Origin of the sequence: Methylobrevis albus, assembly GCF_015904235.1 — a bacterium.
GTDB lineage: Bacteria > Pseudomonadota > Alphaproteobacteria > Rhizobiales > Pleomorphomonadaceae > Methylobrevis_A > Methylobrevis_A albus.
In genome coordinates this window covers 35,804-54,436 of sequence record NZ_JADZLT010000049.1, presented here as the reverse complement: position 1 = coordinate 54,436, position 18,633 = coordinate 35,804, and the positions used below count along the sequence as shown (strand labels likewise).

Sequence of the window (18,633 nt, the reverse complement as noted above, 5' to 3'; positions counted from 1 at the left end):
GTCTTCTATCCTGCGGACCGTAGTCATTCCAGCGGGCCATCGTCGGGCGGGCCGCCATTTGTCGGCGAAATCCCGCGCGTCCGGTCATCGGGTATCGTCTTCTCATCGCGGCCCGGTCCGGCTAGGCCGCCGTCTTCGGGGATCGACCCCAACAAGTCCAGCGCCAGCCCACGGTAACGGGCCAGCGCGGCGGCGCGATCGAGGAAGCTGTTGCCCGCCCCGCCGGCGAGCAGTGCAGCATGTATCACATTAGCGCCGCCCAATGCCAAATCCAATTGCGCCCCGGCGAAGATTCCGCCGATGACGGTTATCTCGCGCCGCTTGACGCGCTCGTCGCCGAACTCCGCCTCGAACGCGGCGCGGCGCCGGACGAACTGTCCGACCTTGCGCCGGCCGTCGGGCGCGGCCTCGATCGCATGGAGCAGCGCGATCACGGTCTCGCGTTCCAGCGCCTGCTGCACCTTGCCGAAGCCGGTGACCACGAGACCCGCCTTGCGCGCCATCGACAGCGCCGACAGCGCCGCCGCCTCGAGCATGTCCTCGAGCTGCTGCGGCAGGTCGTCCCCGGCGCGTACGTCCGCCTTGAAGGCGCGGGCGAAGAGCTTCTTCTTCACCGCCGTCTCGACGATGTCGCGCCGGGCGGACACCCAGGCGCCCCGTCCGGGCAGCCGGCCGCGCAGATCCGGGATCACGCCGCCGTCGGGGGCGACCACGAAACGGATCAGCCCGCCGGGCGGCTGCGCCTCGCGGGTGACGAGGCAGGTCCTCTCGGCGGTGTCCTTCACCGGCGCCATGGCTGTTCCGTCCAGAGATGGTGAGCCCGCGCGCCGAGCGCAAGCAGCGCCCCGCGGTCGTGTCCGCGGGGCCGCGACGTGATCCGTGGCGCAGTCGGCGGCGGCGTCAGGCCTGACCGGTGGTCGTTTCCGGCTCGGCGTCGGCGCCGACTTCGGCGTCCACTTCGTCCTCGGACTCGACGTCCGCGTCGACTTCGGCCTCGGCGTCATCCTCGACCTCGGCGTCGAGCTCGGCCTCGGCCGGGTCCGCCTCGATCCAGCCGACCGCGACGCGCGCGGCCATGACGATCTGCTCGGCGTCGGCGCGCGACAGGTCGAAGGCGGACAGCGTGCCGGTGTGGCGCGTGGTCTCGCCGTTCTTGCGCTCGGTCCAGCCGACGAGGTCGTCGGTGGCGCAGCCGGCGAGATCCTCGACGGTCTTGATGTCGTCCTTGCCGAGCGCCACCAGCATCGCGGTGGTGAGGCCGGGGATCTCCTTCAGCTGGTCCTCGACGCCGAGCGTGCGGCGCTCCTCGTCGCGGGCCTGCTCCTGCGCCTCGAGATACTCGGCGGCGCGGGTCTGGATTTCCTCGGCGGTGTCGGAATCGAAGCCCTCGATGGTGGCGATCTCGTCGAGCTCGACGAAGGCGAGGTCCTCGACCGAGGAGAAGCCCTCGGTGGCGAGCAGCTGGCCGACCACCTCGTCGACGTCGAGCGCCGCCATGAACAGCTCGGTGCGCTCGGCGAATTCCTTCTGCCGGCGCTCGCTCTCTTCCTGCTCGGTCAGGATGTCGATGTCCCAGCCGGTGAGCTGCGAGGCGAGGCGGACGTTCTGGCCGCGGCGACCGATGGCGAGTGAGAGCTGCTCGTCGGGCACCACCACCTCGATGCGCTCGGCGTCCTCGTCGAGCACCACCTTGGCGACCTCGGCCGGCTGCAGCGCGTTGACGATGAAGGTCGCGGCGTCGGCGTTCCAGGGGATGATGTCGATCTTCTCGCCCTGCAGCTCCTGCACCACGGCCTGGACGCGGCTGCCGCGCATGCCGACGCAGGCGCCGACCGGGTCGATCGAGCTGTCCTTGGAGATGACGGCGATCTTGGCGCGCGAGCCGGGGTCGCGGGCGACCGACTTGATCTCGATGATGCCGTCGTAGATTTCCGGCACTTCCTGGGCGAACAGCTTCGCCATGAACTGCGGATGGGTGCGCGACAGGAACACCTGCGGCCCGCGCTGCTCGCGGCGCACGTCGTGCACCAGCGCGCGGATGCGGTCGCCGTAGCGGAAGGCCTCGCGCGGGATCAGCTCGTCGCGGCGGACGATCGCCTCGCCGCGGCCGAGATCGACGATGACGTTGCCGTATTCGACGCGCTTGACCACCCCGTTGATGATCTCGCCCATGCGGTCCTTGTACTCGTCGAACTGCCGGTCACGCTCGGCCTCGCGCACCTTCTGCACGATGACCTGCTTGGCCGACTGGGCGGCGATGCGGCCGAAATCGACGGGGGGCAGCGGATCGGCGATGAAGTCGCCGAGGCGGGCGCCGGGGTTGCGGTGCTGCGCTTCGACGAGGTCGATCTGGGTCGAATAGTTCTCGACCGCGTCGACCACTTCCATCAGCCGCTGCAGCTTGATCTCGCCGGTGCGGGCGTTGATCTCGGCGCGGATGTCGGTCTCCTGGCCGTAGCGCGAGCGGGCGGCCTTCTGGATCGCGTCTTCCATCGCGGCGATCACGATCTGCCGGTCGATCGACTTCTCACGGGCAACCGCGTCCGCGATCTGCAGAAGCTCGAGCCGGTTCGCACTGACTGCCATGGCCTATTTCTCCTGAACCCTGGTCCGCGCCGCGCCGACGGCGTCTTGGTCTTCCAAGGCGCCCGCCGGGCGCCCGCGTCACATTCTCTTCGCCCGCGAGGGGCTCTCGTCGCCCGTCAGGCCTTGCCGGCCCTCAGCGAGGCGCGGATCAGCGCGTCGTTGAGCACCAGCCGGGCTTCTTCGAGCGACGCCAGCGGGAAGCGCGCCTCATTGGTGCCGTCGTCGAGCGGCTGCAGCATCCGGATGCCCGCCGTCGCCTCGCTGCCTTCGCCCTCGACGCCGAGCAGCCAGCCGCGGAAGCGCTTGCGCCCCGCGACAGGCACCGCGAGCTCCACCTTCGCCTCGAAGCCGACCCAGCGCGCAAAGTCGCTGACCCGCACCAGCGGGCGGTCGATGCCGGGGGAGGAGACCTCGAGATAGTAGGCGCGGTCGATCGGGTCCTCGACGTCGAGCGCCGGGGAGATCGCGCGGCTGACCGTCTCGCAGTCCTCGACGGTCATGCCGCCGTCGGGCCGCTCGGCCATGATCTGCAGGGTGGCGCCGTTGAGGCCGGAGAGGCGGACGCGCACGAGGCGGTAGCCGATGTCGATCAGCACCGGGTCGATGATCGCCGCGACCTTCGCCGCCGGGCCGGTCTCGGCGACGAGGCGCGGCTCGTCGAGCGGCGCCTCGAAATGCACCGACGGGCCGATGGCGACGGTATCGTCGTCGTCACCGAGGTCGAGATCGGGAGAGTTCAGGGCATCGTCACGCTCGTCGCCCGCCGCACCGTTGGGGGCGTCGTCGCGGTCGTCGATGTCGTCGTCGCGCTCTGCGCTGGTCATCCTGGTCCGTCGTCTTCCCGCCGCCGCGAAGCCGGCGCGCCGTTGTCCGGGCTCACGGGTTCGCCGGAACGGCGCTGTCGTCGTCCGCATCGCCTGACGCGGCACACTGGTTCGCGATCCTTGCCTTGAGCCTATGCCGAAAAGAGCGGGTCCCGGGTGGGCCCCACTCCCAATCCGCTCATCGAGCGCATCAAGGATCGGTGAATGACGCGATATATACAGGGAGTGGGCGGGAAATCAAGGCTGGGCCGCGGCAGAGGCCCGAAACGCTGCGGAAAGCGTCGCGCGGACGGCGGGACCGGACGAGCCATCGCCGTGCAGGGTGCCGCGAACCGACCCCTGCGGCGGGCCGAGCGCCGCGGCCGGGCAACCGTCCGCGACCTCGACCCAGGCGGTGATGTTCTGGTTCATGCGGCATTCCATCAGCCGCGACGCGCCGTCCGGGCCGAAGCAGGCGCGCTGGCCGAGCGACCAGTCGCGTCCGGCGAAACGGCACTTGCAGTCGTGCGCCGCGGCCGACGGCACCGCGGCGGGGACGAGGCTCATGGTCAGCACGAGGGCGAGGCCCGCAAGCACCCGCCGGCGCCCTGCTCCGGCCGGTCGCGAGACCGCTCGCATCACGGGATGCCGCATGGCGAAATCCTCCGCTCCGGGTGCAATGCTACACCCGAAGCGGAGGCAGGTCACCGGGCGACGGCCGCGCGTCAGCGGTAGACGTTGCGGCAGGTCTCGGTGCGGGTGCGCACCACCTTGATCACCCGGCCGTGGCGGTCCTCGACCTTGCGCACCACCCAGGTCGGCTCGCAGACCTTGACGACGCGCTGCGGGCGCCAGTCGTTGCGCCAGCTATTGCGATGGTCGCGGCCGCGGTGCCAGTCGCGGCCGTGGTCGCGGCCGCGGTCCTGGTAGTAGGGGCGGTGCGCGTCCCAGCCGCGGTGGTCGACGGTGACCACCGGCGCCTTCGCCGAGGGGCCGGCGATGAACGGCGCGCCGATGGCGACGCGGACGTTGATGCCGTCGGCGGCAGCCGGGGCGGAGGCGGAGACGAGGGCGGCGGCGGCGAAGGCAACGGCCGCGACGGCGGAGAGAACGGTCTTCGAAACAGCGAACTTCGGGAGCATGACGGGATCCTCATCGGCGGTGGGCCGCGTCGCCGGGCCCGGTGGCATCGGCGCTTGGTCCCTCGACGGCGCCGCATGTCACCCTTCTAGAGCCCTGCCGCTGAACCCGGGCTGAGGCCGGTGTTCACCCGTCGTTCAGCTTTTGCGACAAGGCTGGTCGGTGACATGCGACGGCAGGATGCGAGACCACGATGGACACCGGCGGCCCGCTGACGATCATGGCGCCCGACCTCGCGGCCAAGGTCGCCGGCTGGCTGGCGACGCTCGCGGGCGTGCGGCGGCTGTCGCCGAAGACCGTCGAGGCCTATGAGCGCGACGTGACGCAGTTCCTGCGCTTCCTCGCCGGCCACCTCGGCGGCGCGCCCGACATCGCGGCGCTGGCGCAGCTCCGGCCGGCGGATTTCCGCGCCTTCCTCGCCGACCGCCGCCGCGACGACATCGCCGCTGCCTCGCTCGCCCGCTCGCTCGCCGGCATCCGCTCGCTGATCCGGCATCTCGAGCGCGAGGGCGCCGCACCGTCCGCGGCCGCCGCCGCCGTGCGGGCGCCGAAACGGCCGCGGCGCTTGCCGAAGCCGCTCGCCGCCGATGCGGCGCTCGACGTCGTCTCGATCGACGCGCAGACGGCGGACGAGCCGTGGGTCGCGGCGCGCGACGCCGCGGTGCTCGGCCTGCTCTACGGCGCCGGCCTCCGCATCGGCGAGGCGCTGTCGCTGACCCGGGCCGAGGCGCCGGTCGCCGGCGGCAACCCGCTGCGCGTCACCGGCAAGGGCGGGCGGACGCGGATCGTGCCGGTGCTCGAGCCGGTCGCGGCCGGCGTCGCCGCCTATCTCAGCCTCTGCCCGTGGCCGCTGGCCCCCGACGGGCCGCTGTTCGTCGGCGTCAAGGGCGGGCCACTCGGCGCGCGGGCGGTGCAACTCGCCATGGAGCGGCTGCGCGGCGCGCTCGGCCTGCCGCCGACGGCGACACCGCACGCGCTGCGCCATTCGTTCGCGACCCACCTGCTCGGCGGCGGCGGCGACCTGCGCACCATCCAGGAACTGCTCGGCCACGCCAGCCTGTCGACGACGCAGGTCTATACCGGCATCGACGCCGCCCGGCTGCTCGAGGTCTACGACCGGGCGCATCCGCGCGCATAGGGCACGGGTCTTTCGTCAGGCCCGGGTTTTTCGTCAGGCGAGATCGACGGCGACGCCGTTGGCGGCGAACTGCTCGGCGATGTCGGCCGGCGGGGCGGCGTCGGTGACGATGCGGTCGACGTCGCCGAAGCCGCAGATGCGCACCAGCGCGCGGCGCCCGAACTTGCTCGAGTCGGTGGCGACGAGGCGGGTCTCGCCGCATTCGAGCACGGCGCGGGCGAACTCCGCCTCGGCGAGGTCGAAGTCCATCAGGCCGCAGCCGGCGTCGATGCCGGCCGTGGTGATGATGGCAAAGCGCACGCGAAAGCTTTTCACGAAGGCGATCGCCGCCGCGCCGAAGGCGGCGCCGCTGTCGCCGCGCAACTGCCCGCCGGCCATGTAGACCGTGTTGTCGTTGACGGTCGCCAGCGTGCGGGCGATGTCGGAGGAATTGGTGACGACGGTGAGCCGGCGCTTCGACATCAGCGCGCGGGCGAGGAAGCTCGTCGTGGTGCCGGTGTCAAGCATCACGGCGTCGCCGTCGTCGATCATCGCGGCGATCCGGGCCGCCACGGCGCGCTTGGCGTCGGCGTTGTCGCGCATGCGCCGCTCGAACGGCGCCTCGGCCAGCGGGCCGGGCAGCGACACCGCGCCGTGCAGTTTGAGCAGTGTCCCGGCGTCGGCGAGCGGGCGGACGTCGCGGCGCACCGTCTCGAGCGAGACGCCCAGCCGGTGGGCGAGGTCGGTCACCGAGATCGTGCCGGTTTCCCCGACGATGCGGAGGATGTCGCCGTGTCGCTTCGCGTTCAGGATGGTCACTCCGCCGTCGCCTGACTTGCCGAGCCTGACCGACATCATATGACATTCGGTCAAAAACGGAAAGAGAGATCCATGGATGCGAGGCTTTTTGTGACTTTTTGTTGACATGATGCCCGAATGATGTGGAAATGCCGTCCTGGCCGAGGAGAAATGCGCAAAGCGGCGGCGAGGAGGGGGCGATGAGCGACACCGCGAACCGCGCGGCCATCCGGCGTCTGCCGATCTGGTCCGGCCCGATCGAGATCGCGCCGCTGTCGGGCGGTCTCTCCAATGCGAATTTCGTCGTCGAGGACGCCGGCCGGCGCCGCGTCGTGCGCCTCGGCGCCGACCTGCCGTTCCACCACGTGTTCCGCGACCGGGAGACTGCCGTCGCCCGGGCGGCGCATGCCGCCGGCCTCTCGCCCGCGGTGCTGCACGCCGAGCCGGGTATCACCGTGTTCGAGTTCGTCGAGTGCACCGCCTGCACCGCCGCCGACGTCGCGGCGAACTGGGCGGAGATCGTGCCGCTGATCCGGCGCTGCCACGGCGAGGTGGCGCGCCATCTCGTCGGGCCGGCGCCGATCTTCTGGGTGTTCCACGTCATCCGCGACTATGCGGCGACGCTGAGCGCCGCCGGGCACCGCCTGGTGCGCGAGCTGCCGCGCTACCTCGCCGTCAGCGACCTGCTGGAGGCGGCGCAGGTGCCGCTGCCGATCGTCTTCGGCCACCACGACCTTCTGCCGGCCAACATCCTGCGCGGCGCGGACCGCTACTGGCTGGTCGACTGGGAGTACGGCGGCTTCGGCACGCCGCTGTTCGACCTCGCCAACCTCGCCGGCAACGCCGGCTTCGGCCGCGACGCCGAGATCGCGCTGCTCGGCGCCTATTTCGGCGACGACCTCGACCCCGCCCTGCTGAAGGCCTTCGACGCGATGAAGGCCGCCTCGCTGCTGCGCGAGGCGATGTGGAGCATGGTCTCCGAAATCCACCTCGACGCCCCCGGCGCCGACTACGTCGCCTATACGGCCGAGAACCTCGCCCGCTTCGAGCGCGCCCTCGGCCAGTTCGAGGAAACCATCCGATGAACGTCGCGCCCGATTTCGCCCCCAAGACGGCCAGCCTGCCGAGCCACGCCGAGATCGTCGTCATCGGCGGTGGCATCATCGGCTGCTCCACCGCCTATCACCTCGCCCGCGACCACAAGGCCGACGTGCTGCTGATCGAGCAGGGCCGGCTCACCGGCGGCTCGACCTGGCACGCCGCCGGCCTCGTCGGCCAGCTGCGCACCTCCGCCTCGATCACCCGGCTGCTGAAATATTCGGTCGAGCTCTATGCGACGCTGGAGGCCGAGACCGGGCTCGCCACCGGCTGGAAGCAGAACGGCGGCCTCCGGCTCGCCTGCAATGCCGACCGCTGGACCGAGATCCTGCGCCAGGCGACGACGGCGAAGAGCTTCGGCCTCGACATGCACCTGCTCACCCCGCGCGAGGCGCAGGATCTCTGGCCGGTGATGGCGATCGACGACCTCGTCGGCGCCGCCTACCTGCCGACCGACGGCCAGGCGAGCCCCTCCGACATCACCCAGAGCCTTGCCCGCGGCGCGCGGATGCACGGGGCGAAGCTGGTCGAGGGCGTCACCGTCACCGGCTTCGAGACGGCGGGCGGCGCGGTCACCGGGGTCGTCACCGACGCCGGCACCGTCACTTGTGCCAAGGTGGTCGTCTGCGCCGGCCTCTGGTCGCGCGAGATCGGCGCGATGGCCGGCGTTTCGGTGCCGCTGCAGGCGATGCAGCACCAGTACATCGTCACCGAGACGGTGGCGGGGGTGCCGAGCCGGCTGCCGACGCTGCGCGACCCCGACCGGCTGATCTACTTCAAGGAGGAGGTCGGCGGCCTCGTCATGGGCGGCTACGAGACCAACCCGAAGCCCTGGGCGCTGAACGGCGTGCCGCGGCCGTTCGAGTTCAGTCTGCTCGACGAGGACTGGGACCACTTCGAGCCGCACATGGAATCGGCGATCGCCCGGGTGCCGGCGCTGCACTATGTCGGCGTCAAGCAGATGATCAACGGGCCGGAGAGCTTCACGCCCGACGGCAACTTCATCCTCGGCGAGGCGCCGGAGCTCCGGAACTTCTTCGTCGGCTGCGGATTCAACGCCTTCGGCATCGCGTCGGGCGGCGGCGCCGGCTGGGCGCTGGCGGCCTGGGTCGCCGACGGCACGCCGCCGATGGACCTCTGGGTCGTCGACATCCGCCGCTTCGCCGGCGTGCACGCCGACCCCGCCTATACGCTGGAGCGCACGGTCGAGGCCTACGGCAAGCACTACGCCATCGCCTGGCCGCACGACGAATATGCGAGTGCCCGGCCCCGCCTCGCCTCGCCGCTCTACGGCCGGCTGAAGGACGCCGGCGCGGTGTTCGGCTCCAAGCTCGGCTGGGAGCGGGCGAACTGGTTCGCGGATCCCGCCGCCAGCGGCGAGGCGCGGGACATCCCGTCCCAGGGCCGTGCCAACTGGTTCGGTGCCGTCGGGGAGGAGCACGCGGCGGCGCGCGAGGCGGCGGTACTGTTCGACCAGTCGTCGTTCGCAAAGTTCGAGATCCGCGGCACCGACGCCGCCGCCGCGCTGGAGCGGCTCTGCGCCAACCGCGTCGCGCGGGCGCCGGGGCGGCTCGCCTATACCCAGCTCCTCAACCCGAAGGGCGGCATCGAGGCCGACCTCACCGTGGCGATGCTCGCCGACGACCACTTCTACGTCGTCACCGGCACCGGCTTCCGCACCCACGACGGTGACTGGATCCGCCGCAACCTCGGGGCCGGCGACATCGCGTGCGAGGACGTCACCGAGGCGTTCGCCACGCTGTCGCTGATGGGGCCGAACGCGCGGGCGATCCTCGGCGCCGTCACCGACGCCGATCTCGGCTCCGCCGCCTTCCCGTTCGGCGCGGTGCGGGTCGTGACGATCGCCGGCCATGCGGTGCGCGCGCTGCGCGTTACCTATGTCGGCGAGCTCGGCTGGGAACTGCACATGCCGGCCCGCGCCGCGGCGGACGTCTACGACGCGCTGGTCGCGGCTGGCGCCGCGCACGGGCTTCGCCTCGCCGGCTACCGCGCGATGGAATCGCTGCGGCTCGAGAAGGGCTACCGGGCCTGGGGGGCGGACATCACGCCGAACGACACCCCGCTCGAAGCCGGGCTCGGCTTCGCCGTCAAACTGAAATCCGACATCGACTTCATCGGCCGCGCCGCGCTGGAGGCGCAGGCGAAGGCCCCGCTCGCCAAGCGCCTCGCCGGCTTCCTCGTCGAGAGCCCCGCGGTGCATCTCGTCGGCCGCGAGACGATCCTGCGCGGCGGCAAGCCGGTCGGCTACCTCACCAGCGGCGGCTGGGGTTACACCATCGGCGCCAACATCGGCTGGGGCTACGTGCGCAACGCGGACGGCGTCGACGACGCGTTCCTCGCCGGCGACTTCGCCCTCGTCGTCGCGGGCGAGACCCACCGGGCGGCGCTGACGCTGGCGCCGCCCTATGACCCGAGTTCGGCGCGGGTCCGGGCCTGAGGCGGCGTCAGCCGCCTGTGCCCGGAACCCGCGGCGACGTCAGCCGCCTATGCCGACCAGCGGCGTCCAGCGCCCGTCGGCTTGCGCCGAGCGGATCGCCGCATCGATGAAGCGCATGCCGGCGACGCCGTCGGCGATCGTCGGATAGGCGACGTCGGGATCGAGCGCCGTGCCGGCATCGAAGGCGCGGATGGCCCGCGCCGCCTCCACGTAGATGTTCGCAAAACCTTCGAGGTAGCCTTCCGGATGGCCGAAGGGGACGCGGGTGACGCGGTTCGCCGCGGGACCTGCCCCCGCGCCGCCGCGGGTCAGCAGGCGCTTTGCCTCGCCGAGCGGCGTGTACCAGAGCTGGTTCGGCTCCTCCTGCACCCATTCGAGGCCGCCGGTCTCGCCGTAGATGCGCAGCTTCAGCCCGTTTTCCGAACCGATCGCCACCTGGCTCGCGACCAGCGTGCCCTTCGCGCCGCCGGCATAGCGCAGCAGGATCTGGATGTGATCGTCGACACGGCGGCCCTCGACGAAGGTGGAGAGATCGGCCGACAGCGTTTCCACCTCGAGGCCGGTGACGAAGCCGGCGAGGTTGAAGGCGTGGGTGCCGATGTCGCCGATGCAGCCGCCGGCGCCCGATTTCGCCGGATCGGTGCGCCAGCCGGCCTGCTTGGAGCCGGTGTCCTCGACCCGGGTCGCGAGCCAGCCCTGCAGGTACTCCGCCTGCACGACGCGCACCTTGCCGATCGCCCCCTCGGCGATCATCGCCCGCGCCTGCCGGATCATCGGATAGCCGGTGTAGTTGTGCGTCAGCACGAACAGCTTGCCGGAGCCTTCGGCGATCTGCTGCAGCGCCAGCGCATCCTCCAGCGTCGAGGTCAGCGGCTTGTCGCAGATGACGTGGATGCCGGCCTCGAGGAAGGTTTTGGCGATGGGAAAGTGCATGTGGTTCGGCGTCACGATGGCGACGGCGTCGATGCCGTCCGGGCGGCGGCTTTCCGCCCGCGCCATGCCCTCGTAGGAGGTATAGGCGCGCTCGGGCGCGAGGCCGAGTTCGGCGCCCGAGATGCGGGCCCGCTCGGGATCGCTCGACAGCGCCCCGGCGACGAGTTCGTAGGCGTCGTCGATGCGGGCGGCGATGCGGTGGACGGCGCCGATGAAGGCGCCCTGGCCGCCGCCGACCATGCCGAGCCGCAGCCGGCGCGGGATGCCGGCGCTGGTGTTTGCTCCGATCGTCATTCTGAAAGCTCTCCGGGAAGGCTGCGGGTCAGCGGTCGAGGCCGAGCATGCGGCGGTTGGCGGCCTCGTCGGTGCCACCGTCGGCGAAGTCGTCGAAGGCCTTTTCGGTGACGCGGATGATGTGGCTGGCGATGAACTCCGCCCCCTCGCGCGCGCCGTCCTCCGGATGCTTCAGGCAGCATTCCCATTCGAGCACCGCCCAGCCGTCGAAGCCGTGCTTCGTCAGGCCTGAGAAGATCGCGCCGAAATCGACCTCGCCGTCGCCGGGCGAGCGGAAGCGGCCCGGCCGGTCGGCCCACGCTTGGTAGCCGCCGTAGACGCCGGAGCGGCCGTTCGGCCGCAGCTCGGCGTCCTTCACGTGAAAGGCGCGGATCCGCTCGTGGTAGATCTCGATGTGGTCGATGTAGTCGAGCGCCTGCAGCACGTAGTGCGACGGGTCGTACAGCATGTTGGCGCGCGGGTGGTTGCCGACGCGCTCGAGGAACATCTCGAAGGTGACGCCGTCGTGCAGGTCTTCGCCGGGGTGGATCTCGTAGGCGACGTCGACGCCGTTCTCGTCGAAGACGTCGAGGATCGGCCGCCAGCGCCGGGCGAGTTCGTCGAAGGCGGTCTCGATCAGCCCGGCCGGGCGCTGCGGCCACGGATAGACGTAGGGCCAGGCGAGCGCGCCGGAGAAGGTGGCGTGGGCTTTCAGGCCGAGCCGGCGGCTCGCCTGCGCGGCAAACTTCATCTGCTCGGTCGCCCAGGCCTGCCGCGCGACCGGATCGCCGCGCACGGCGGGGGCGGCGAAGCCGTCGAAGGCGGCATCATAGGCGGGGTGCACGGCGACGAGCTGGCCCTGCAGGTGCGTCGAAAGCTCGGTGACGACCAGCCCGTGCGCGGCGAGGATGCCGGCGACCTCGTCGCAATAATCCTGCGAGGTGGCGGCCTTCTCGAGGTCGAACAGCCGCGCGTCCCAGCTCGGGATCTGCACGCCCTTGTAGCCGAGCGAGGCGGCCCATTCGGCGATGGCGGGGAGCGAGTTGAACGGTGCCGCGTCGCCGGCGAACTGGGCGAGGAAAATGGCGGGCCCTTTGATGGTCCTCATGTGGCGTAACCCTCCCGGCGGCGATGCCGTGGCCGGCGTCGCCGTTCTGTTTGTTATGGATAGTGGAAGGGACTTTATGCGGGCCGCGCGCGCTTGTCACCGCGGGTTCGGCAGGTCGCGGCGATCTTCGCGCGGGGTCAGCCGCCGCGGCGGCCGAGCTCGGTCATCTCGTCCAGCCAGCCGCGGCGCACCGCGTCGCCGGCCGCCTCGACCGAGCCGTACCAGCTCGTGCGCACCGGCTTCACGCCGACGAAATTCAGGATGTTGCGCTCGAGAACCCGGATGCCGTGCGCCCGGAACCACAGCCGGTAGACAAGCGCCGGCATGCCCATGGTGACGACGAGCCGGGCCGACTTGCCGGCGAGCAGCTTTTCCGGAAAACCCTTGTCGCGGTAGGCGAAGGCGGTGCCGGGGCGCATGACCTGTTCGAGGAAGGCCTTCACCAGCGCCGGCATGGTGCCGAGCCAGAGCGGGAAGATCAGCACGAGGTGGTCGGCCGAGCGGATCGCCTCAGCGGCCGGGCGCAGCGCTTCGGGGATGTCGCCGCCGAGGAAGGCGGCGTTGCTGGCGAGCAGCGGAAACTCGAGCCGGGCGAGGTCGACGTGGACGATCTGGTGCGCCGCCGCCACCGCCCCGCGGGCATAGGCTGCCCCCAGCGCCCGGCACAGCCGCTCCGGCGCCGGATCGGGGTGGCCCTGGATGATGACGATCCGACGCGGCATGACACGGCTTCTCCGCCGGTCGGCCGCCACCGTCCTCGGCGCGATCCGTCCGGATGCCGAGCCAGCGTCCCGCGTCGCGCGCGGCGCTGCTTTGATCTGGGTCAAAGCCGCAAGGCAGCCGCCGAGCCCGGCTCAGGGCCCGGGGGCCGGCGCCGGATCGGGCGCGGGATCGGGCGTACCGGGTCGCCGGAAGCCGCGGCTCGCGGCGATCAGCTCGGCACCATAGGCGCTGGCGAGGCGCTCGCCGCGCAGGGCGTCGGCCCCCGCCTCCTCGACCACGCGGCCGCGGCGCAGGATCGCCAGCCGGTCGCAGAGGTGACCGACCACGGCGAGGTCGTGGCTGACGAGGACATAGGCGAGACCGAGTTCGGCGCGCAGCCGCTCGAGCAGGTTGAGGATCTCCGCCTGCACCGAAACGTCGAGCGCCGAGGTCGGCTCGTCGAGCAGCAGGAGGCGCGGCCGAAGGATCAGCGCCCGCGCAATGGCGACACGCTGGCGCTGGCCGCCGGAAAGCTGGTGCGGATAGCGGAAGCGGAAGCCGTCGCCGAGCCCGACTTCGGCGAGGGCGCCGACGATGCGCGCCTCGCGGTCGGCGAGGCTGTGGATCGCCAGCGGCTCGGCCAGCGTCTGGTCGACGGTGCGGCGCGGGTGCAGCGAGCCGTAGGGATCCTGGAACACCATCTGCACGGAGCGATAGAAGCCGGCCGGCCGGCGCCCACTGGCGGAAATCGCTTCGCCGGCGATGCTGATGGTGCCGGCGGACGGGCGGACGAGGCCGGTGATCGCGCGCAGGATCGTCGACTTGCCCGAGCCGGATTCGCCGACGAGGCCATAGGCTTCGCCGGCCGCGACGCTGAACGAGACGTCGTCGACGGCGGTCATCACGGCGGCGCCGCGCCCGAAGACGACGGTGAGCCCGGCGACCGCCAGCGCGGGAGGTGCGGGGGTGCCGGCGGCGGGGGGCGTCAGGCGAGCCATGCGGGGTCGCGCTCCAGCACCGGCAGCGGATGCACCGAGCCCGACAGCCGCGGCGCCGAGCCGAGCAGGCCGCGGGTATAGGGATGGCCGGCCTCGCCGAGCCGCGCCGCCGCCACCTCCTCGACGATGCGGCCGCCGTACATCACCAGCACCCGGTCGCAGAACGAGGCGACGAGGCGGAGGTCGTGGCTGATGAAGACGAGGCCCATGCCGCGCGTCGCGACCAGTTCGTCGAGGATCTTCAGCACCTCGAGCTGGATGGTGACGTCGAGGGCCGAGGTCGGCTCGTCGGCGATCAGCAGGTCCGGCTCGCCGACCAGCATCATCGCGATCATCGCCCGCTGGCCCATGCCGCCGGAGAGCTCGTGCGGATAGAGGCCGAAGACGCGGCGCGGGTCGTCGATCTTCACCGCCGCCAGCATGTCGAGCGCGCGGTCCTTCGCGGCGCGCCCGCCGGCGAGCTTCTGGACCCGGCAGGCCTCGACGATCTGGGCGCCGACGGTCATCACCGGGTTCAGCGAATATTTCGGGTCCTGCATCACCATGCTGATCCGCCGGCCGCGCAGCCGCCGCATCTCGCGCGGCGGCAACGACAGGAGGTCGATGCCGTCGAAACGCAGCCGGTCGGCGGCGACGATGCCGGGCTGCGGCGTCAGGCCGAGGATGGCGCGCCCGGTCTGCGACTTGCCCGACCCCGATTCGCCGACGATGCCGAGCCGCTCGCGCCCGAGCACGAAGGAGACCCCGCGCACCGCCTCGACGACGCCGGAGCGCAGCGGATAGCGCACGGAGAGGTTTTTCACGTCGAGCAGCGGCGGCGTTCCGGCGGCGTTTTCGGCGCTCATCGTTCGGCCGCCTTCGGGTCGAGCACGTCGCGCAGGCCGTCGCCGAGCAGGTTGAAGCCGAGGCTGACGATGAAGATCGCCGCGCCCGGCATCGCCGCCACCCACCACTGGTCGATCAGGAAGCGCCGGCCGGAGGCGACCATGGCGCCCCATTCCGGCTGCGGCGGCTGCGCGCCGAGGCCGAGGAAGCCGAGGCCGGCGGCGATCAGGATCACCCCGGCCATGTCGAGCGTCACCCGCACGATCACCGAGGGCATGCACATCGGCACGATGTGGACGGCGACGATCCGGAGCGGCGAGGCACCCTGCAGCTTCGCCGCGGCGATGAAGTCCGCCCCGCGCAGCTGCAGCGCTTCGGCGCGGGCGAGCCGCGCATAGGGCGGCCAGGCGGTGATCGCGATGGCGATGATCGCGTTCTCGATGCCGGGCCCGAGCGCCGCGACGAAGGCGAGCGCCAGCACGAGGCGCGGGAAGGCGAGGAAGATGTCGGTGATGCGCATCAGCACCGCGTCGACCACGCCGCCGGCGTAGCCCGACACGGTGCCGACGGCGAGGCCGACCGGCATCGAGATGACCGAGACGAGCAGCACGACGACCAGCGTCACCCGCGAGCCGTGCACGATGCGCGACCAGATATCGCGCGCCTGGTCGTCGGTGCCGAGCCAGAACTCGCCGCCGGGCGGCAGCAGGCGCTCGGTGCGCAGGTCGCCGGCGACGGTGGGCGAATGGGTGGCAATGAGGTCGGCGCTCGCCGCGACGACGAGGAGGAGCAGCACGATGACGAAGCCGGCCATCGCCGCCGGATTGCGCACGAAGCCGCGCCAGCCGCGATAGAACCGGCCGAGCCGGGCCTGCGTGCGCGACGCCGGGGCCGGGCTGGTGAGCCAGGCCTTCAGCCCGGCCGGCGGCGCGGGCAACCCGCGATCATGCTGCGCGGCGGGAGGGGTCGGGACCGCCATCAGCGCGTCCTCGGGTCGAGCAGGCGATAGGCGATGTCGGAGAGGAGGTTGAGCAGCACGAAGCTCGCGCCGATCACCAGCGTCGCGCCGAGCACGGCGTTCATGTCGGCGCTCTGCAGCGAATTGGTGAGGTAGGAGCCGAGCCCCGGCCAGGCGAACACCGTCTCGGTCAGCACCGAGCCTTCGAGCAGGTGGGCGTAGGAGAGCGCGATCACGGTGACGAGGGGCACAGCGGCGTTGCGCAGGGCATGGCGCCAGATGATGCGCGTCTCGGAGAGGCCTTTCACGCGGGCGGCGACGATGTACTCCTGCGCCAGCTCGTGCAGCATGAACGAGCGCGTCATCCGGCTGATGTAGGCGAGCGAGAAATAGCCGAGCACCAGGCCGGGCAGCATGGCGTGCGACAGCGCGTTCCAGAACACGCCGGGCTCGCCCGCGATCAGGCTGTCGACCAGCAAGAGGCCGGTGACGGGCGTCACGATGTAGTCGTAGGCGATGTCGAGCCGCCCCGGCCCCGGCGCCCAGTCGAGCCGGGCATAGAACACCAGCAGCGCCATCAGCCCGAGCCAGAAGATCGGCACGGAATAACCGATGAGGCCGACGACGCGCACGAGCTGGTCGAGCAGCGTGTCGCGGCGCACCGCAGCGAGCACGCCGAGCGGCACGCCGACCAGCGTCCCGAACAGGGTGCCGAGCGTCGCGAGCTCGAGGGTGGCGGGGAAGTAGCGCGCGATGTCGGTGAGGACGGGATTGGTGGTGAGCACCGAGCGGCCGAAATCGCCGGTGAGGATGCGCGAGAGATAGAGCCAGAACTGCTCGATCAGCGGCAGGTCGAGCCCCATTTCGGCGCGGACGCGGTCGTAGACCCGCTGCGGCGCGCGGTCGCCGACGACCGCGAGCACCGGGTCGATCGGCACGACGCGGCCGATGACGAAGGTGACCGCGGCGAGCCCGACCAGCGTCACGGCGAGCATCGCCGCGAATTTGGCAACGGCGATCAGGATGCGCAGCGCCGCAGCGCCGCGCTCGCCATCCTGCCGCCGAGGGGCCGCCACCGCCATCCCGGGCGCCGCCGGCGGGCCGCTACTTGGTCACCATGACGACCGAGTTGCTGTCGAAGGAGGGGCCGAGCACGAAGCCGGCGACGGGCTTGCGCACCGCCGCGACCTCGACCTGCTGCAGCACGATGACGAAGGGGCCGTCGGCCATCACCTTGCGCTGCAGGTCCTGGTACATCGCCGCGCGCTTTGCCGGGTCGCTCTCGAGGATCGCCGCGTCGGTCTCGGCGTTGAGCGCGCCCGGATCCCAGGCGTTGCGCCAGGCCAGTGTCTTCGTCGTGCCCTCGTCGGAATTGTCCGGGTTGGAGGCGAAGGTCTGGGCGTTGGTGTGCGGGTCCTGATAGTCCGGGCCCCACTGGCCGATGTAGATGTCGTGCTGGCGGGCGCGGTACTTGGTCAGCGTCTGCTTGCCGTCGCCCGGAATGATCTCGAGGTCGACGCCGCCGGCGGCGAAGGTCTGCTGGATCGCCTCGGCCATGCCGGTGATCACCGGCTGGCTGCGGGTGTCCATGGTGACCTTGAAGCCGTCGGGCAGGCCGGCGTCGGCGAGCAGCGCCTTGGCTTTCGCGACGTCGAGCCGGAACGGCCGGTCGGTGACCGCCCCCAGCATGCCTTTCGGCAGGAAGGCCTGGTGCGCCGTGCCGAGGCTCTTCATCACGGTGGCGGCGATGGTGTCGTAATCGACGAGATACTTCAGCGCCTCGCGCACCTTGGGTTTGGCGAGGTGCTCGTTCTTCTGGTTGAGGCCGAGGTAGTAGACCGTTCCCTTCGGGGCGCTCTGCACGAGGATGTCCGGGTTCGACGCCAGCGCGTCGAGTTCCTCGGCGCCGAGGTTGCGGGCGATGTCGATGTCGCCCTTCTCGAGCAGCAGGCGCTGGGTCGCGGTCTCGCCGATGTGGCGGTAGACGACGCGGGCGAGCGTGCCGGTCGGGCCGGTGTAGGCGGTGTTCTTCTCGATCACCACCACCTCGCTGGCGCGCCAGTCGCGGATCATGAACGGGCCGGAGCCGGCATAGTTGGTCTTCAGCCAGCCGTAGCCGAGATCGCCGTCGACCTCGTTGGCGAGCACCAGATCCTTGTCGACGACGGAGGCGACCGTCGCGGTCAGGCAGTAGAGCACAAAGGTCGGCGCGTAGGGCTTGTCCATCTCGAGTTCGAAGGTGAAGTCGCCGGTCTGACGGATCTTCTCCTCGGCGTTCGCCGGGGTCAGCCCGAACTGGCCGATGATGAAGGCGGGCGACTTGTCGAGCTTCACCGCCCGCTGCAGCGAGAACACGACGTCCTCGGCGGTGAGCGGGTTGCCGGAGGCGAAGCGCTTGTTCTCGCGGATCTTGAACGACAGCGTCCGGCCGTCCTCGGAAACGGTCCAGGATTCGGCGACGACGCCGAAGATCTTCGAGACGTCGGCGAGGTCGTAGCCGATCAGGCGCTCGTAGGTGTTGCCGGCGATCTCGGAGGCGGAGAACTCGAAGATCTCGGCCGGGTCGAGGGTGATGATGTCGTCGATCTGCCAGGCCATCACCAGCGTGTCGCGCGGCGTTTCCGCGGCGACCGGTGCGGCGGGAAGCAGCAGGCCCGCGATCATCAGGCCCGCGGCGGCCAAACCCCTGACGCAGTTCATCATCGGTCGTTCTCCTCGGCGCCAGGGCCTGTCCGCCCCGGGCGGCCCTTTGCGGGAAAGGTCGCGCGCCCGGCCGGCGGCCGGCGCGCCCGGTCCGGGTGCGGGACCCGACGACCTCGGCGAGCATGCGCCAGCC

17 protein-coding genes are annotated in these 18,633 nt (G+C 71.2%); 3 read left to right on the top strand and 14 right to left on the bottom strand.

All coding sequences use genetic code 11. The annotated features are described in order from the left end of the window. Positions 1-23: 23 nt before the first annotated feature. From I5731_RS07540 to I5731_RS07520, 5 genes are all read right to left on the bottom strand, one after another. Complete coding sequence (locus I5731_RS07540; protein ID WP_197310754.1) at positions 24-794, bottom strand: RNA-binding protein; 771 nt, start codon at positions 792-794, stop codon at positions 24-26. Between the two features lie 106 nt (positions 795-900). After that, the gene (gene nusA, locus I5731_RS07535; protein WP_197310753.1) at positions 901-2,586 is read right to left on the bottom strand and encodes a transcription termination factor NusA; all 1,686 of its coding nucleotides are present in this window, start codon (positions 2,584-2,586) and stop codon (positions 901-903) included. A gap of 116 nt (positions 2,587-2,702) precedes the next feature. Next, positions 2,703-3,410: a ribosome maturation factor RimP gene (gene rimP / locus I5731_RS07530; RefSeq protein ID WP_197310752.1), complete on the bottom strand. Its 708-nt coding sequence runs from the start codon at positions 3,408-3,410 to the stop codon at positions 2,703-2,705. A 237-nt stretch (positions 3,411-3,647) separates the two neighbouring features. Then, entirely contained in the window at positions 3,648-3,986 is a 339-nt protein-coding gene (locus I5731_RS07525) for a hypothetical protein (RefSeq protein ID WP_197310751.1), read from the bottom strand. A gap of 128 nt (positions 3,987-4,114) precedes the next feature. Next, positions 4,115-4,531, bottom strand: a complete 417-nt coding sequence (locus I5731_RS07520; RefSeq protein ID WP_197310750.1) for a hypothetical protein — start codon at positions 4,529-4,531, stop codon at positions 4,115-4,117. Positions 4,532-4,722: 191 nt separating this feature from the next. Here I5731_RS07520 and I5731_RS07515 point away from each other — a divergent pair, with 191 nt between their 5' ends. Beyond that, positions 4,723-5,667, top strand: coding sequence for a tyrosine recombinase XerC (locus I5731_RS07515; protein WP_197310749.1), 945 nt, complete (start codon positions 4,723-4,725; stop codon positions 5,665-5,667). Positions 5,668-5,700: 33 nt separating this feature from the next. Here I5731_RS07515 and I5731_RS07510 read toward each other — a convergent pair whose 3' ends face one another. Continuing rightward, the gene (locus I5731_RS07510) at positions 5,701-6,459 is read right to left on the bottom strand and encodes a DeoR/GlpR family DNA-binding transcription regulator (protein WP_197311155.1); all 759 of its coding nucleotides are present in this window, start codon (positions 6,457-6,459) and stop codon (positions 5,701-5,703) included. A gap of 185 nt (positions 6,460-6,644) precedes the next feature. Here I5731_RS07510 and I5731_RS07505 point away from each other — a divergent pair, with 185 nt between their 5' ends. Beyond that, positions 6,645-7,529, top strand: coding sequence for a choline/ethanolamine kinase family protein (locus I5731_RS07505; protein WP_197310748.1), 885 nt, complete (start codon positions 6,645-6,647; stop codon positions 7,527-7,529). Further along, a complete protein-coding gene (locus I5731_RS07500) occupies positions 7,526-10,000 on the top strand; it encodes a GcvT family protein (RefSeq protein WP_197310747.1) in 2,475 nt (824 codons plus the stop codon). Before I5731_RS07505 ends, I5731_RS07500 begins: the two co-directional genes overlap by 4 nt. Positions 10,001-10,039: 39 nt before the next feature. On the opposite strand, the gene I5731_RS07495 is transcribed toward I5731_RS07500, so the two are convergent. The 8 genes from I5731_RS07495 to I5731_RS07460 form a co-directional block, all read right to left on the bottom strand. Beyond that, entirely contained in the window at positions 10,040-11,227 is a 1,188-nt protein-coding gene (locus tag I5731_RS07495) for a Gfo/Idh/MocA family protein (RefSeq protein WP_197310746.1), read from the bottom strand. Positions 11,228-11,255: 28 nt separating this feature from the next. Further along, a complete protein-coding gene (locus tag I5731_RS07490; protein WP_197310745.1) occupies positions 11,256-12,314 on the bottom strand; it encodes a sugar phosphate isomerase/epimerase family protein in 1,059 nt (352 codons plus the stop codon). Positions 12,315-12,451: 137 nt separating this feature from the next. Next, positions 12,452-13,036, bottom strand: coding sequence for an NAD(P)H-dependent oxidoreductase (locus I5731_RS07485; protein WP_197310744.1), 585 nt, complete (start codon positions 13,034-13,036; stop codon positions 12,452-12,454). A 132-nt stretch (positions 13,037-13,168) separates the two neighbouring features. Then, positions 13,169-14,014: an ABC transporter ATP-binding protein gene (locus tag I5731_RS07480; RefSeq protein WP_407941830.1), complete on the bottom strand. Its 846-nt coding sequence runs from the start codon at positions 14,012-14,014 to the stop codon at positions 13,169-13,171. Further along, a complete protein-coding gene (locus I5731_RS07475; RefSeq protein WP_197310743.1) occupies positions 14,002-14,859 on the bottom strand; it encodes an ABC transporter ATP-binding protein in 858 nt (285 codons plus the stop codon). The genes I5731_RS07480 and I5731_RS07475 overlap by 13 nt, the downstream gene beginning before the upstream one ends. Continuing rightward, entirely contained in the window at positions 14,856-15,818 is a 963-nt protein-coding gene (locus I5731_RS07470; RefSeq protein ID WP_197310742.1) for an ABC transporter permease, read from the bottom strand. The genes I5731_RS07475 and I5731_RS07470 overlap by 4 nt, the downstream gene beginning before the upstream one ends. Then, positions 15,818-16,879 (bottom strand): ABC transporter permease, encoded by a 1,062-nt coding sequence (locus I5731_RS07465; RefSeq protein WP_197310741.1) that lies wholly within the window; start codon positions 16,877-16,879, stop codon positions 15,818-15,820. Before I5731_RS07465 ends, I5731_RS07470 begins: the two co-directional genes overlap by 1 nt. A 22-nt stretch (positions 16,880-16,901) precedes the next feature. Then, complete coding sequence (locus I5731_RS07460; RefSeq protein ID WP_235981629.1) at positions 16,902-18,497, bottom strand: ABC transporter substrate-binding protein; 1,596 nt, start codon at positions 18,495-18,497, stop codon at positions 16,902-16,904. Positions 18,498-18,633: the final 136 nt, after the last annotated feature.